We start from the raw sequence: 14,804 nt of genomic DNA, 5'->3' as shown, positions 1-14,804 counted from the left end.
TTTGCCTATACTGTCAGCATGTCGACCGCCCGGCAACCTGCTCGCGATCGACTGCTGCGCGCCGCCGACGATCTGTTCTATGCCGACGGGATCGCAGCCACCGGCGTCGACGCCGTGATCGCCAGGGCCGGCGTCGCCACCGGATCGCTGTACAAGAACTTCAGCGGCAAGGACGATCTGGTCGCCGCGTACCTGACTGCGCGCGATCACCGGTTCCGCGTGCTGTGGGAATCGCACATCGACGGCGAGTCGAACCCCCGCACGAAGTTGCTCACCCTCTTCACCGCCACCGAGGACTGGGCCCGCGGCGCGGACCTTCGGCGAGGCTGCGCCCACGTGGCCGCGGCCACTCAACTTCCGGACGGCCACGCCGGCATCGGCGTGGCCGCCGAGCATAAGAGGTATGTCATCGGCAGGCTCACCGCGCTCGCCGAGTCCGCGGGTGCGCTCGACCCCGCGCGGACTGCGGGTGACATCGCACTCATCTACGACGGTGCACTCAGCGCGCTGGCTGTCGGCGTGGATGCCGAACCCCTCGAGCGGGGGCGCCGGCTGGCCGAATTCGTCATCGACCACGACGGCCGGCGCACGCGCCGGCCGTCGGGCTGATCGATCACCTGGTACGAACCGAGAGCTCGTTTCCGCGGCCGGGTTGGAACGGCAGGGGCAGTGAACGGTAGCCGTTCTCGGGATTCCTCACGTACGTGAGGTAATCGCCGGATTCGTCGACGGCGTTCTCCCCGAGCACCACGGCACCCGGCGGCAGATGGGGTTCGAGAATGCTCAGGACAGGCAGATACAGGCTGAATGCCCCGTCGAGCAGCACGAGGTCGACGGGGCCGTCGATGCCGTGTCGCAGTGTCTCCAAGGCATCACCGACGCGGATGTCCACGAGGCCATCCAGTCCCGCGGACTCCAGGTTCTGTTGTGCACGTGCGGCTTTGGTTGGCTCGAGTTCGGTGCTGATCAGGTGACCGCCACCGCCGTCACGCAGGGCGGCGGCGAGGTGGATGGTGGAGACGCCGAATGATGTGCCGAATTCCACGATGCGGGTCGCTCGGCGGGCGCGCGCGCAGACATAGAGAAACCGACCGAACTCGGCCGACACGTTCAGGTAGTTGTCGGCGTACTCGTGATAGAGACCCGGATAGTCGGCTGCTTCCCGGGCCAGCAACTGTGCGACGTCGGCCTCGCTGTCGTCCAGCGCTTCGGCCCACCGGGCGTGCAGCGGGCCGTCGACGGCCCGCGCGTCGGCGAACAACCGGTCCAGGACGTCGGCGACCGGCGGTGTGGTGAGGGTGTCCATGGCGTGCTCCTTGGATGGTGTGATGTAGGGACCTAGTTAGGGTTACCTAACTACTCCGGCGGCACTACCGGTAATGTCGCCGCCGATGCCGGAAACCCGCCAACCTGTCGCGCCGGCTCCCACCTATCCGTCGGGAGCTCCACACGCTGCGGGCTGGATGACGCACGGATTCCGCATCGGTGCCCACCGCCACGGCGAGGGTCAGCTGGTGTACCCGGCTTCGGGGGCGCTGGCCACCACGACCGAGCTGGGTACGTGGGTCGCGCCGGCCAACCGGCTGACCTGGACGCCTCCGGGATTCGTCCACTCGCACCGCTGCTACGGCAGGACGGACGTCCGGATCCTGGTCATTCCGGAGGGCCTGTGCGGTGGCCTGGTCGCACGACCGGGCGTCTTCGCAGTGGGTCCGCTTCTGCGCGAGGCGATTCTGACACTCACCGATCGGCGGGAGATGACGCACGGCGCCTACGAACGACTACGCGCTGTGGTGATCGACGAACTCGTCGAAACCCCTGAGCAGTCGTTGCACCTGCCCGAGGCACGCGACGACCGCCTGCGTACCGTCACCGATCTGCTCTACGCCGACCCCGCGTCGACGGCCACCCTGGGTGAACTCGGGCGGGCGGCAGGGGCGAGCGAGCGCACGTTGAGCCGCCTGTTCAGATCCGAGTTCGGCATGAGTTTCCACCGCTGGCGCACAATCTTGCGCATCCATCACGCCCTGGTCCATCTCAGCAACGGCCGATCCGTCACCGACACGGCGATCGGGTGCGGATGGTCGAATCCCACGAGTTTCATCGAGGCATTCACCGCCGTGGTCGGACAGACCCCGGGTAGCTACAAGGAGGATCTCCGGGAGGATCGAACGCGGCGCACATAGGCGAGCCGCGGCAGCGTCACCATCGACGCAGCAGTGCGTGAGCCTCGGCCGCCATGTCGGCGACGACATCGGCGGCGCGGCGCACCGATCTCACCAGGGCAACACCCTGTCCGGCGTTGACCCCATATGCGTTGTCGTCCGACGTGGCCAGTAGCGAAGCCAGCCGGGAGCGGGCGTCGGCGTCGGCATCAAGCTCGTCCTCCCGTCCGTTCCACTGGTCGACGACGTCGTCGCGAACCACCCGCTCCGGGAATTCTCGTGGCCACGGATAGCCTTGCGCGACATCGAAGATGCGGGTGGTGACGGTGTCCGTATCGCCGGCGGAGAGCAGGACGCGCTTGACCGGTTCCGGGGCCGTGCTCTCGGTGCTGGCCGCGAAGGCGGTCCCGATCCACGCCGCGGAGGCGCCGGCCGCGAGGACCGCCGCCAGTGCCCGCCCAGAGGAGATCCCGCCTGCGGCCAGCACCGGTACCGACACCTCATCGAGGATCGCGGCCAGTAGAGGTAGCGTGCCGACCTGAGGTGCCCCGTGGCCGCCGGCTTCACATCCGCGAGCGACGAGGATGTCCACCCCCGCGTCGACCGCGCCGTGTGCGGACTGCAGATCGCCCACCTGAGCTGCGGTGATCACGCCGTCGTCGTGGGCGTGGCGGACCCATTGCCATGTGTCCCCGAAGCTGACCGCCAGCAGCGCCGGTCCGGCCGCCAAGGCTGTCCGTAGGAGTTCGGGCTCCCGCGCGAGCGCCCAGTGCACCAGCCCTATCCCGAAGGGAACGTGCAGGTTTCGCAGATGACGCAGTTCTGCGTCGAGGCGGGCTCCGGTTCCGGCGCTGCCCATGCCGACCATGCCCAGGCCGCCGGCGAGCGATACCGCCGCCGCCAGCGCGCCACCTGCCGCTCCGCCCATCGGGGCGTTCACGATGGGCACCCGGAGGCCGACCGATCGTGACCAGTCCGTCCCGAGATCAGTCAGCGGATGCACACCCGGTGACACTACGCCCGGCTGTTCCGGCGACGGCCCGTCCCAAAATCTGACAACTTGGACGCTTCCAACGCGCCGATGCTGTGCAGTCGCTTAGCATGGCCGGGACGACGGCTACGGGAGCCATCGTCTCGGCCCGGAAGTGCGGACTCATGCCACACACGACTGTCCAGCCCGGCATCTGCCGTATCTGCTCGGCGCACTGCGGCGTGCTCGCCACCGTCACCGACGGCCGGCTGACCAAGGTGGCCGGAGACCCCGACAACCCGATGTTCAGGGGCTACACCTGTGTGAAGGGCCGCGCGCTGCCGGAGATCCACAACAACCCGCTGCGCCTGCTGCGGAGTCAGAAGCGCCAGCCCGACGGCAGCTACGCCGGGATCGGGTCCCAGCGGGCAATGGACGAGATCGCCGCGAAGTTGCAGGACCTCATCGCCGCTCACGGACCGAGGTCGGTGGCCATGTATCTGGGCACGAACGGGCTGCCGTATCCCGCGTCCGCACTGATGGGCAACGCCTTCATGAGGGGCATCGAGTCGCCGATGTTCTTCACCGCGAACACCATCGACCAGCCGGGCAAGCAGATCGCCCTGGCCGCGCACGGACACTGGCTCGGCGGTGACGTCGACTTCCACGAGGCCGACAGCTGGATGCTTGTCGGCACGAACCCGTTGGTGTCCAAGGCCATCGGCATTCCGGGGCAGAATCCGTCACAGGGCCTGCGGGCGGCGATCGAGCGCGGCATGAAGCTCATCGTCATCGACCCGCGCCGGTCGCAGACCGCGGCCCGCGCGGCCATTCACCTCCAGCCACGCCCGGGTGAGGACGTCACGATCCTGGCCGGGATGATCAACATCATCATCGGCGAACAGTGGCACGACATCGCGTTCCTCGACGAGAACGTCGACGGCTTCCAGGATCTGGCACGTGCCGTCTCAGCTTTCACCCCCGACTACGTGGCCGAGCGCGCTGATATACCTCGTGACCAGTTGCTCTATGCCGCAGAGCTTTTCGCGACGTACGGCACCAGGCGCGGAATGGTCAACGCCGGCACCGGTGCGAACTTCTCGATGCACGGCAACCTGCTCGAATATCTCTGCCTGTGCCTGACCACCCTCTGCGGTCGCTGGCAGCGGGCAGGCGAGCGCGTGACGCGGCCGAACACGTTGATGCCTGCCTTCACCGCGAAGGCACAACCACATCCGCCCTACGAGGGCTGGGGCTACGGCGAGCAGTTGCGGGTGCGGGGGCTGACCGACACGGTGGCAGGCATGCCGACCGCTGCACTGGCCGACGAGATCCTGCTTGAGGGCGACGGTCAGGTGAGGGCACTGCTGTGCATCGGCGGCAACCCGATGGCAGCCTGGCCGGATCAACGCAAGACGCATCGGGCGCTGGAGAGCCTGGACCTGCTGGTCACCCTGGACACCGAGATGTCGTTGACCGCGCGGATGGCGGACTACGTGATCGCGCCGATGATGCAGATGGAAACCCCGGCCATGACCATGGGCAGCGAGCTGATCAAGTACTACACGAGCGGCACCGGGATACCGGCTGCCTACGCGCAATACGTTCCGCGCGTGGTCGATCCGCCGCAGGGGTCCGACCTGATCGAGGAGTGGCAGTTCTTCCTCGGGCTGGCCAAGCGCATGGAGCTCGAACTCTGGTTCGTGAACTTCTTCGGCGGCGGTGGCGGCAAGTTCATGGAGTCGGCACCGATCGTGCTGCAGATGAACGGTGATACCGACCTGAGCACCGAGGAGCTTTTCGAGCAGATGTGCGCGACGTCGCGCATCCCGATGGATGAGGTGCGCAAGCATCAGCACGGCAGGATCTTTGACGTCGACGCGGTGGTCGCCGAACGCGACGCGGACTGCACTGCGCGCCTGGATATCGGAAACCCCTACATGCTCGCCGAGTTGGCCGGCGTGCGCGCAGAGGACTTCGCGGCAGCCCGGGACGATTCCACCTACCGGTTGCGGCTCATCCCGCGCCGGCACCAGAACTTCATGAACTCGTCGGGCACCGCGCTCGCGGCACTGAACCGCGGAAAGCCGTACAACCCGGTGTACATGCACCCGGACACGGTGATCGAACTCGGGCTCGAGTCCGGATGCACGGTCCGGGTCACCTCGAACCACGACAGCGTACCGGCGGTGCTGGAATCCGATGCCACGCTGCGCCGCGACGTCGTCGCCATGCACCACGCCTTCGGGGGAATGCCGAGTGAGGACAGCGATTTTCGGGAGCACGGTACGAATGTGGGACGGCTGGTCCCCACCGACGTCGACTACGACCCCATCACCGGTCTGCCCCGGCAGGGCAACATCGCCGTCAACATCGCCCGCCTCGATCGGATATCGCCTACCTAGCGCGCGACGATGCCGACCACGTCCTCGCGGCTCTGCGGCCGTCCGAAGTGGTAGCCCTGCCCCAGCGTGAAACCCACGGTTCGCAGCACGTACGCCTGATGCGCGGTCTCCACACCCTCGGCGACGATGGGCAGCGCCAGCGCGTCGGCGAGTCCCGCGACCGCCTGCAGCAACGGCGGCGCGAAGGACGAGGTCGAGGTGATCGACGCGGTGAACGACCTGTCGAGCTTGAGCAGGTCGGTGGGCATCTTCTGGAGCCGGCTCAGCGACGAGTAGCCGGTGCCGAAGTCGTCGACGGCGATCCGGATGCCGTGCTCCCGGAGTTCGTGCAGGGCAGCGATCGACGAGGGTCTGTCGACGTCGAGCACGCTCTCGGTGACCTCCAGGATCAGTTGGTCGGCGGGCCAGGTGGTGGACGCCAATGTCTCGACGACCCGGGCCACGTAATCGCGCTGGACCAGTTCGAGTCCGGAGACGTTGACGCTCAACGACAGACGGATGTCGGGCAACTGCTGCTGCATCCAGTGCGCGTCCAGGCAGGCGCGTCGCAGCACATACTGGTCGAGCCGGGCGATCAGGTCGTTGTCCTCTGCGATCCTGATCACTTCGCTCGGCACGAGGTGGGGTCCGACCGCCGGTGTCCATCGCAGCAGCGCCTCGATCCCGATGAGATCTTCGTCCTGGTTCAGGCGGACGATGGGCTGGTAGGACACGTCGATGGTCTTTGCCGAGAGTGCGTCGCTGAGTTGTATCGCCAGTGCGGGCAGGTGGGGGGACTCCAGCATCGTGCGGTTGCGGCCGATCGACCTCGCCCGACGCAGCGCGACGTCTGCGCGATCGTAAACCGGCGACGCGGTTTCGCCGGTGTCCCAGGCACTCACCCCTGCCGAGAATTCTCGCGAGTTCACCGCACGAAGCTGCTCGGTCAGCGAAAACGCCTCCTGCTCAGTCGATGCCGGCAACACCAGCGCGAATCCGTCGTCTCCGCGCCGCGCGATGACCTGGCCCGGGAGAAGCAGGGTGCGCCACGAGGTCGCGAGTTGTCGCATCATGGCGTCGCCGGCCCGGTCCCCGAACTCCTCGTGGATCGCCGCGTAGCCGTCGACACAGATGAACACGATGGCGGGACCGGCCCCCACAGAGCTCGCTCTGCTGATCTCCGCTCCGACAACGCGGTCGAACCCGCGACGATTGGGCACCCCGGTCGCATCGTCGAGTTCGGCCTTGGACACCACCCGGCCGAGAACCATGATGATCGTTCCGATCGCCGCCGTGATGGCGGCCGTGACCAGTCCGGTCCACCACGGCACCGCGGCTGCGGCATTCAATGCTGCGAGGCAGCATCCGACGGCGAGCACGAGGTACACCGTCGCGGTGGGCCATGCGACGAAGAACGCCGCGCAGCCGACAAACGTGTACAGGGTCGCGAACGACGCGGCAACCGCACCGGTCGAAGCGGCGACGGAGACGGTGATCTGCAGGATCGCGATGGCGACCAGAAGGTGGAACTGCCACAGGGTGACGCGGCGTCCTATCGCCAGGGTGCTGATGCCGACAACGGCGGCCACGGCGGCATTGACGTACTGAACGGGTGCGCCGCCGGGGGTCGTCGCCGTGATCAGGGCGACGAGAATGCCGCCGAACAGGAAGCACGCGCCGGCCGTGCGGGCCCACAGCGTGGGGGTGGCGATGCCCGGCCACATTTGCGCACGCTTGACTGCGGCCCAGCCGACCTGCCCCCACCCCACGCCGACATGGTAGCCCGGCGCATGTGCTGTGGTCGGGTCTTGCGTCAGGTCAACGCACCCGCGTGCCCGGTCACGGAACCGACATGCGGTGGTCACCACGCCTGCGAGATGGCGGGTGCACACTCGGCTAGAGTGCGCTGTCGATACGTGTCGGTGCATGTGGCAGTGAAAGCAAATACGTGGATTCAGCCAGTTCCGTGAACGCGCCATATTCGACGAGCTGGTTTCTGGAGCGGGGCCTGCCGTCGGTGATCGGGCGGCGGGCGCGTTGGAGTCGTGTCATCAGCCGGTCCGCTCCTGTGCTCGCCGGATGGGCAACACTGATGTGCGCCAGCCTGTTCGTGATGGTGGCCTCGGGCGACCGCGACATCGACGTCGACGGGGATCCCGCACCGCTGCAGTGGCTGGCGCTCATCGTGCTGTTCGCCATCGCGCCCGCCGTGCTCATGATCACGTGGGCGGTCTCGCGGATCCACAGCGTCGCCGCACGCCGCACGGTGGCGTGGGTGTCGATAATCGCTGGGATCGCGTCGGATCTATACGAGGACGAGCTGCTCGACGCCGTCGACAACATCGCGGTCGACGTGGCGACGGTCCTCGCAATCCTGGTGTGTACGGGGCTGGGTCTGGGTTCGATCGGGGGATGGGCACTGCGGACCACGTGGGTGCACTTCAGATCTGCGGCTCGGCTGATGTTCCGGGCGCTACCCGTTGTGCTGCTGACGATTCTGGTGTTCTTCAACGCGCCGGTGTGGACGATATCGTCGAACCTCGACGGCATGCGGACGTGGCTGCTGGTCGCATTTCTGGGTGCGGTCGCGACGTCCTACCTGGTCGCCGGGCTGATCGATTCGGTCGGCCCGATCATGCGGGGCTGGCAAGGTGCGTCGGAAGCGCCTGGTACGGGCGATGATCGGCAACCGCTGACCGGAGCCGAACGTGCCAACGTTCTGCTCGTCGCCGCTACGTCCCAGGTGATACAGGCGCTGGCCATCGCCGTCGTCGTCGGCTCTCTGTATTTCGTGCTCGGCATGATCGTGTTGAATCCCGCAAATGTCGCCCATCTCACCGGTGGCGGACCCCTGCAGAGCCAGTGGCTGGGGGTGACGGTGCCTGCCGCGCCCGCGCATCTGCGCGTGACGGCGTTCCTGATGATCTTGACGTACATGTACATCTGCGCGCGTGCCGTCGGTGACGGCGAATACCGCTCCAGTTTCCTGGATCCACTCCTGCGGGACCTGCACACCACGCTCGATGCCCGCGACCGCCTGCTATCCGGTCGGGCTGCGGATGACGGAGCTGGGGCGCCGCTCTCGACCGGCCCGCAGGCGACGCCACCCAAGCCCGCGTCGGGTGCATGACTTCACCCGTGCGTCAGGCGATCCCGTAACTCCCGTTTGAGCACCTTGCCGTAGCTGTTCTTGGGCAGCTCGGCCAGGTACTCGTAGCGCTTGGGTCGCTTGAAGCGTGCGATCCGCTCCAGGAGGTGGGCGTCCAACTCGTCGGGGGAGGCCTGACCGACGATGAACGCCACCACCACCTCACCCCATTCGTCGTCAGGTGCGCCCACCACCCCGGCCTCGGTGACCCTGGGGTGCTCGAGCAGCACCTCTTCCACCTCGCGCGGGTAGATGTTGCTGCCCCCGCTGATCACCACGTCCTTCGACCGATCCCGAAGGGTCAGAAACCCGTTCGCGTCGAAGGAACCCATGTCCCCGGTGCGCAGCCACCCGTGCTGCAGGGTCGCCGCGGTCGCCGCCGGGTTGTTCCAGTACCCCGACATCACGACGTCGCCGCGGCAGACGATCTCGCCGATCTCGCCGATGTCTGCGGGCGATCCGTCCGGGCCGAGCACGGTCACGTCCACTCCCGACCGGGCATATCCGACCGAGCCGAGGACCGTGTCGGGCGCATCGACGTGGTCGTCCCTGCGGAGTCCGGTGATCGTCATGGGCGCCTCGCCCTGCCCGTACAACTGGACGAAGACGGGTCCGAATGCCGCCATCGCCTCCTTGAGGCTGTGGACATACATCGGTCCACCCCCGTACACGACGGTTCTGAGATTGGCCGGGCGTGGCCGTCCGGTCTGCACCAGCCGCGCCACCATAGTCGGCGCCAGGAACGCACTGCATCCCGGATGGTGCTCGCACAGATCGAGGAACTCCGCCGGTTCGAACGCCCCCGACGCGGGCACCACCTGGCGTGCTCCTCGCGAAACATAGGGCGGCACATACAGTCCCGAGCCATGGGACATCGGCGCACCGTGAATCAGGGTACTGTCCTGATCGGGGGAGTCGAAATCGGCGAGATGCGAGACCGTCATCGCCATCAGGTTGCGGTGCGAGAGCATCGCGCCCTTCGAGCGACCCGTGGTTCCGCTGGTGTAGAACAGCCAAGCCAGTGACGCTGGGTCGGTGTTCCGGGGTACGGCCGACTGGGCTGCGGTGCAGCGGCTTTGGTACCCGGAGCCGCCGATCGTCTCCGTCGGCACCGAGATCAGCGGGCTCAGCTGCGCGGCGATCTTCGAGGACGCGAACACCAGCGCGACACCGGCGTCATCGAGGATCTGCTCCATCTCCCGCGGATGCAGCTTGTAGTTCACCGGGACGAACACGCATTCGGCAGCCCAGATTCCGAACATCAGCTCGACGATCTCCGTCGTGTTCTCACTTGCCACCGCGATCCGCGCGCCGGCCCCGAACTCTCGCAACGATCCGGCCAGCCGCAAGGCCCGCTCCCGAAGCCCCGCCCACGTATGGACCTGGTGCAGGCCGTGATACACCGCGCCGCGGTCGCCGTGGCGCGCCGCGGTCTGGTCGAGCAGGGCGAACAGGTTCATGCCGGAGGCTCGCGCGGGATCCACTCGGCATTGAGCGCGAAGTCCGACAGGTACTTCGTCGAGCTCCACCCGCCGTCGACGACGATGGTCTGCCCGTTGATGAAACTGCCGCCGTCGGAACACAGGAAGGCCACCGTCGAGGCGATGTCCTCAACCCGGCCCAGCCGCTCGTGCGGTGTCATCTCGGTGTTGATCTTGCGGAATCGCTCGTCCTCGAGGCGGGTGGCCACCATCGGGGTCAGGGTCACGCCGGGGGCCACGGCGTTGCAGCGGATGCCCTGTGCCCCGTACTGGCAGGCGATGTGGGTGGTCAGGGACGTCAGCCCGCCCTTGGCCGCCGAGTACGCTCCGCCGCGCAGCCCACCCACGACGGCGAAGGTCGATGTCACGTTGATGATCGCCGAGCCCGGCGCCATGTGGCCGACGACGTCGCGCGCCAGCCGAAACGGCGCCCGCAGCATGAGGTTCAGGAAGTAGTCGAGTGATTCGTCGTCGGTTTCGTGCAGGGGTTTGGGGCTGCCGACCCCGGCGTTGTTGACCAGGTAGTCGATGCGCCCGAAGCGATCGAGGGCGGCAGCGACGATGCGCTGCGGCGCATCGTCGTCGGTGAGGTCGACGGCAACGGTGGCGATCCGGTCGGGGTCGATGGACTCCTCGAGGGCGCTCAGCCGGTCTGGGTCGCGGCCGGTGCCGATTACCGCCATGCCCTGCTCGGCGAGCTTCGTGGCGCAGCCGAACCCGATGCCACTGCTCGCTCCGGTGACGATGGCAACCTGCATGTCACAACTCCTCTGCCAGTTCAGCTTTGATCCGGTGCTTGAGCACCTTGCCCGCGGAGTTCTTGGGCAGTGCATCGAAGAGCACCACGCGTTCGGGCGCTTTGAACTTCGCGACACCATGCCTGTCCAGATAGTCGCGCAGTTCCGCGACGTCGGGACCCGGCGGTTGCGCGGCGACCACTGCCGCGCACGCCCGTTCACCCGTCCGCGGGTCGGGCACGCCGACGACCGCGACATCGATGATGTGCGGATGCGTGATCAGAATGTCCTCCACCTCTTTGGGAGAGATGTTCTCGCCGTTGCGGATGATGATGTCCTTCGCGCGGCCCGTCACCACCAGATGGCCGTCATCGGTCCAGCGTCCGAGATCGCCCGTGCAGAAGTTGCCCACCTCGTCGAACGCCCCGCGGTTGTCCTCGGCGTGGAGGTACCCGGTGAGCATCTGGGGTCCGCGGGCACGGATTTCACCGTCGACGAGCGTGACCTCGGCGATCCCCGGTCTTCCGTCGGTGTCGGCGGCGCGGTCGATGTCGTCCAGCGAGCCCACGGTGGTCACCGGCACCTCCGTGGACCCGTACACCCGCGTCACCAGGGCGTGCTCGAAATAGTCTGCGGCAGAGCGGATCAGCGACGGCGGAACCGAAGCGCCGCCACAGATGAAGACCTTGAGGTCGGGCAGTCGGGTACCGGCGCGCTGTGCTGCCGCCAGCAGCCCCGACAGGAAGGGCGTGGCACCGGCCATGTGGGTGCATCGGTGCTCGAGCATCAGCGCGACAGCGGTGTCGGCGTCCCAGCGCTGCATGAGAACGGCCTGCGTGCCCAGCAGCAGCGGACACTCGAACGCGTAGATCGACCCGCCGATGTGCGCGATCGGCGACGGCACCAGAAAGGTGTCGCCCGGCTCGATGCGCCAGTACCTGCCGAGTTGGGCGATCAGTGCATGCAGGGAGTGATGGTTGTGCAGAACACCTTTCGGCCGCCCCGTGGTGCCCGAGGTGTAGAGGATCATGCTGGTGGCGCCGGGGTCCAGGACTGGCAGCTCGCCGCCCCCCGGCTCGCCGAGCACTGCGTCGAAGGTGCCGGTCCCACGCACCACGACGACCTCGGGCGGCGACGGCAGCTCGGCGGCCACCCGCGTCAGCATCGCGGCGTAGTCATGGCCGCCGAACGTCTCAGGGATGAAGATCGCCCGGCTGTGTGCGTCGGCGAGGATGAACGTGAGCTCGTGGTCGCGCAGCGACGGCAGGATGGGGTTGACCACCATGCCCGCCAGCGTGGCGCCGAGGTAGATGACTGCGGCCTCATGCCAGTTGGGCACCATGAGCGACACCACGCTGCCGACCGGCATTCGCCGCAGGAGTGCGTGGGCCAGTCGCGTCGAGCGATCCAGCAGGTCGGCACATGACAGCGTGACGTCGCCGTCGCGGACGAGTGCCCGGTCCGGAGTCGTGGTCGCGGCGTCTCGAAGTGCATCGGCCAGCGTCGTCACCGGGTGTCCCTGACGCGCCGCATCGTCATCGCGTGCCGGAATCTCGACGACGGATGCGTGTTGACCGTGACTTGGGCGATCTCGCCATCCGAGGTCGTGTAGGCGCGCTGCAGCTGCAGACCGACGCTGCCCGCCTCGACCTCCAGCCGCTCCGCCAACTCGGCGTCGAGCGCCACCGCGGAGATCTCCTGGTGCACCTCGACGATGGTGACCCCGAACAGATCCTCGATGAGGGGGAAGATGGGCCCGGTGTGTCGCTGCAACAGTCGGCCGACCGAGGCGAAGCTGCGGTTGATGTAGTACTCCGTGCGACAGACCGGCGCAGTGTCCTCGTCGATCCGCCGGTATCCACTTGCCGCAAGCCACGTCGTGCCCACCGGTAGGCCGGTGCGATGGGCCAGGGTGGCGTCGACGGTCACCATCGCGTTGGTCTCGATCGCAAAGCGGGCACCCTGGGCGAAGGCCAGCAGGTCGTCGATCGACATGACGTCCTGGGCGTATGAGCTGGTACTCGGGCGCGGAACCACCAGGGTGCCGGCCCGTGGACGGGACGCGACCAGGTTGTCGTCACGAAGTCTGCGCAGTGCCTCACGCACCGTGTAGCGGCTCACCGAGAAGCGTTCGCACAGTTCATGTTCGGTGGGCAGTTGGGACCCCACCGGGTACACGCCGTCGACGATCTCCTTCCGCAGTGTGCGCGCCACCTGCAGGTAGCGGTGGTCGCCTGCCGTCGCGGTCATATCCGTCGCACCGCCAGCACGCTGCCGTCGCCGTCCGCCGAGACGTACAGCGTGCCGTCCGGTCCGGACGTGACACCGGCGAACGGCCCCTGTGGGCCCGAGAACGGTGGCATGCCCTTCAGCGGTTTCGGTTCCACCCCGGGGGGAGGCCCGACGGGAAGTCCGGTGGCAATGATGCTGCGCGCCGCACTGTCCAGGTCGAATTCGACGAGCTCCTTGGCGCCGGCGTCGACGATGTAGAGCCGTCCGCCGCGCACGTGCAGTCCCTGCGGCCGCTCCAGGCCGTCCAGCACGGTGTCCACCCCGTTCGGGCGCAGCCGCACCACCCGACCAGCGCCGGCTTCGGCCACCAGGGGCAGTCCGTCGGGGTCGATGGCGATACCGACGGGATCCTGCAGCCCGGCGGCCAGCGTCTCCACCACGCCCGATCGAAGGCGGTGGACACGTCCGGTTCCCAGCTCGGCGAACACGACGGCGCCGTCGGGAGTCGCCGCTACCCCGTAGAGCTGATCGAAATCTGTTGCCAGGAAATCGGTCTCACCGGTGTCGGGTCGGTAGCGGGCGACGTGGCCGCCCGATGTCGTCACGACGAACGCACCGTCGACGGCGTCGACTCCGCGGATGAACCCGGGATAGCCGGGGGAGAACAGCATGCCGACGGTCTGCAGGCCGCCGTCGGGGGTGACGACGTAGAAGTAGGTGCCATCGGCCACGTAGAGTCTGCCGTTCGACACGGTCAGATCGAGCGGCCAGTTCAGCCCTGCCGGTAGCACGGTGGAAGTGCGGCCGCCAGAGAGAATTTCGGTGATCTCGCCGGTGAAGTTGGACGCGAACAGCCGGTCACCGACGAACGTCAGGTTGTCCAGGCCGGGAGTCAGTTGCGCCATGACGGTGGTGCCGCCGGTCCGCGGATCGATGCGCAGCACCTGACCGCTGGCCACTTGAGTCGAGACGAGGTAGCCGTCGGAGTCGAACTTCACCGCGTCGGGCACGCCCAGGTCGGCAGCGACGCGTTGGGGTTCGCTGTGCGTGTTCGGGTCGGGGTCGACCCGCCAGATCTCGTTGGCCGTCATCAGGGGGTAGTAGAGAAGCCCGTCCGGGCCCACCTCCATCGCGTTGGGCGAGGGCAGGTTGTCGACCAGGATCCGCGGCGGACCGCCGTCGAGCGGCAGTTCCATCAGCCGGCCGCCGTCGCGGCATTCGCCGACGAACAGACGGCCCTGATGCACCGTGATGCCGTTCGCGCAGGGTAGGTCGTCGCGCAGGACGCGGGTGCGCCCCGCGGTGTCGCGCGCGCTGACCCGGCCGTCCATCACCTCGGTCGCGAACAGGGTGCCGTCCTCGCCGAAGGCCACGTCGTCGGGGGCGATGATGTCGCCACCTTTGGCGCACACCGCTTCCACCGCGCCGGTGGACAGGTCCAGCGCGCTGATCTGGCTGCCGGTCACCTGCGCGACGTAGATGCGTCCGTCGGGTCCGGTCCGCAGGCCGTTGGCGCCGAACAACCGGCTGGGTTCGGTCACCCGGTGCAGCCGCCACCCTGGTGCGGCGGACAGGCTCGACGCGACGTACCTGGCGTTCATGCGTTCGGACGTTAGCAAGGCGTACTAGTCCAGACAATAGCGACGAACCGACCGCGAGATCGGTCTTGACGCTGCCATAAGCGCTG

General features: G+C 67.5%; 12 protein-coding genes. 4 read left to right on the top strand and 8 right to left on the bottom strand.

Features of this window, described 5'->3' with window-relative positions; all coding sequences use genetic code 11:
- Positions 1–18 precede the first annotated feature (18 nt).
- Positions 19–609: a TetR/AcrR family transcriptional regulator gene (locus EL337_RS23340; protein ID WP_048632721.1), complete on the top strand. Its 591-nt coding sequence runs from the start codon at positions 19–21 to the stop codon at positions 607–609.
- A 4-nt stretch (positions 610–613) separates the two neighbouring features.
- Here EL337_RS23340 and EL337_RS23335 read toward each other — a convergent pair whose 3' ends face one another.
- Entirely contained in the window at positions 614–1,306 is a 693-nt protein-coding gene (locus tag EL337_RS23335) for an O-methyltransferase (protein ID WP_048632722.1), read from the bottom strand.
- An 85-nt stretch (positions 1,307–1,391) separates the two neighbouring features.
- On the opposite strand from EL337_RS23335, the gene EL337_RS23330 reads away from it, so the two are divergent.
- Positions 1,392–2,186: a helix-turn-helix domain-containing protein gene (locus tag EL337_RS23330; protein ID WP_048632948.1), complete on the top strand. Its 795-nt coding sequence runs from the start codon at positions 1,392–1,394 to the stop codon at positions 2,184–2,186.
- A 16-nt stretch (positions 2,187–2,202) separates the two neighbouring features.
- Here the strand turns inward: EL337_RS23330 and EL337_RS23325 are convergent, their stop codons facing one another.
- Complete coding sequence (locus EL337_RS23325; RefSeq protein ID WP_083443102.1) at positions 2,203–3,093, bottom strand: NAD(P)H-dependent flavin oxidoreductase; 891 nt, start codon at positions 3,091–3,093, stop codon at positions 2,203–2,205.
- Positions 3,094–3,320: 227 nt separating this feature from the next.
- Between EL337_RS23325 and EL337_RS23320 the strand changes: the two genes are divergently transcribed.
- On the top strand, positions 3,321–5,540 hold the full coding sequence (locus tag EL337_RS23320) for a molybdopterin-containing oxidoreductase family protein (RefSeq protein WP_048632723.1): 2,220 nt from the start codon (positions 3,321–3,323) through the stop codon (positions 5,538–5,540).
- Here the strand turns inward: EL337_RS23320 and EL337_RS23315 are convergent.
- Complete coding sequence (locus EL337_RS23315) at positions 5,537–7,288, bottom strand: putative bifunctional diguanylate cyclase/phosphodiesterase (RefSeq protein WP_048632950.1); 1,752 nt, start codon at positions 7,286–7,288, stop codon at positions 5,537–5,539. The genes EL337_RS23320 and EL337_RS23315 overlap by 4 nt on opposite strands.
- A gap of 197 nt (positions 7,289–7,485) precedes the next feature.
- Between EL337_RS23315 and EL337_RS23310 the strand changes: the two genes are divergently transcribed.
- Complete coding sequence (locus tag EL337_RS23310; protein ID WP_126316660.1) at positions 7,486–8,649, top strand: hypothetical protein; 1,164 nt, start codon at positions 7,486–7,488, stop codon at positions 8,647–8,649.
- 2 nt (positions 8,650–8,651) lie between these two features.
- Here EL337_RS23310 and EL337_RS23305 read toward each other — a convergent pair whose 3' ends face one another.
- The 5 genes from EL337_RS23305 to EL337_RS23285 are packed head-to-tail and all read right to left on the bottom strand — an operon-like array spanning position 8,652 to position 14,718.
- On the bottom strand, positions 8,652–10,127 hold the full coding sequence (locus EL337_RS23305; protein ID WP_048632951.1) for an acyl-CoA synthetase: 1,476 nt from the start codon (positions 10,125–10,127) through the stop codon (positions 8,652–8,654).
- Complete coding sequence (locus tag EL337_RS23300; RefSeq protein WP_048632726.1) at positions 10,124–10,906, bottom strand: SDR family NAD(P)-dependent oxidoreductase; 783 nt, start codon at positions 10,904–10,906, stop codon at positions 10,124–10,126. The genes EL337_RS23305 and EL337_RS23300 overlap by 4 nt, the downstream gene beginning before the upstream one ends.
- 1 nt (position 10,907) lies before the next feature.
- The gene (locus EL337_RS23295) at positions 10,908–12,395 is read right to left on the bottom strand and encodes an AMP-binding protein (protein ID WP_083443084.1); all 1,488 of its coding nucleotides are present in this window, start codon (positions 12,393–12,395) and stop codon (positions 10,908–10,910) included.
- The gene (locus EL337_RS23290) at positions 12,392–13,135 is read right to left on the bottom strand and encodes a GntR family transcriptional regulator (RefSeq protein WP_048632727.1); all 744 of its coding nucleotides are present in this window, start codon (positions 13,133–13,135) and stop codon (positions 12,392–12,394) included. Before EL337_RS23290 ends, EL337_RS23295 begins: the two co-directional genes overlap by 4 nt.
- Positions 13,132–14,718 (bottom strand): SMP-30/gluconolactonase/LRE family protein, encoded by a 1,587-nt coding sequence (locus tag EL337_RS23285; RefSeq protein ID WP_048632728.1) that lies wholly within the window; start codon positions 14,716–14,718, stop codon positions 13,132–13,134. The genes EL337_RS23290 and EL337_RS23285 overlap by 4 nt, the downstream gene beginning before the upstream one ends.
- Positions 14,719–14,804 lie beyond the last annotated feature (86 nt).

Origin of the sequence: Mycolicibacterium aurum (assembly GCF_900637195.1) — a bacterium.
In the GTDB taxonomy this organism is placed as follows: Bacteria; Actinomycetota; Actinomycetes; order Mycobacteriales; family Mycobacteriaceae; genus Mycobacterium; species Mycobacterium aurum.
This window is presented reverse-complemented; position numbering and strand designations above follow the sequence as displayed.

What these genes read in the sequence shown, in the direction of transcription:
- EL337_RS23340 (WP_048632721.1), top strand. Translation starts at nt 19, where the DNA reads ATGTCGACCGCCCGGCAACCTGCTCGCGATCGACTGCTGCGCGCCGCC.
- EL337_RS23335 (WP_048632722.1), bottom strand. Translation starts at nt 1,306, where the DNA reads ATGGACACCCTCACCACACCGCCGGTCGCCGACGTCCTGGACCGGTTG.
- EL337_RS23330 (WP_048632948.1), top strand. Translation starts at nt 1,392, where the DNA reads ATGCCGGAAACCCGCCAACCTGTCGCGCCGGCTCCCACCTATCCGTCG.
- EL337_RS23325 (WP_083443102.1), bottom strand. Translation starts at nt 3,093, where the DNA reads ATGGGCGGAGCGGCAGGTGGCGCGCTGGCGGCGGCGGTATCGCTCGCC.
- EL337_RS23320 (WP_048632723.1), top strand. Translation starts at nt 3,321, where the DNA reads ATGCCACACACGACTGTCCAGCCCGGCATCTGCCGTATCTGCTCGGCG.
- EL337_RS23305 (WP_048632951.1), bottom strand. Translation starts at nt 10,127, where the DNA reads ATGAACCTGTTCGCCCTGCTCGACCAGACCGCGGCGCGCCACGGCGAC.
- EL337_RS23300 (WP_048632726.1), bottom strand. Translation starts at nt 10,906, where the DNA reads ATGCAGGTTGCCATCGTCACCGGAGCGAGCAGTGGCATCGGGTTCGGC.
- EL337_RS23290 (WP_048632727.1), bottom strand. Translation starts at nt 13,135, where the DNA reads ATGACCGCGACGGCAGGCGACCACCGCTACCTGCAGGTGGCGCGCACA.
- EL337_RS23285 (WP_048632728.1), bottom strand. Translation starts at nt 14,718, where the DNA reads ATGAACGCCAGGTACGTCGCGTCGAGCCTGTCCGCCGCACCAGGGTGG.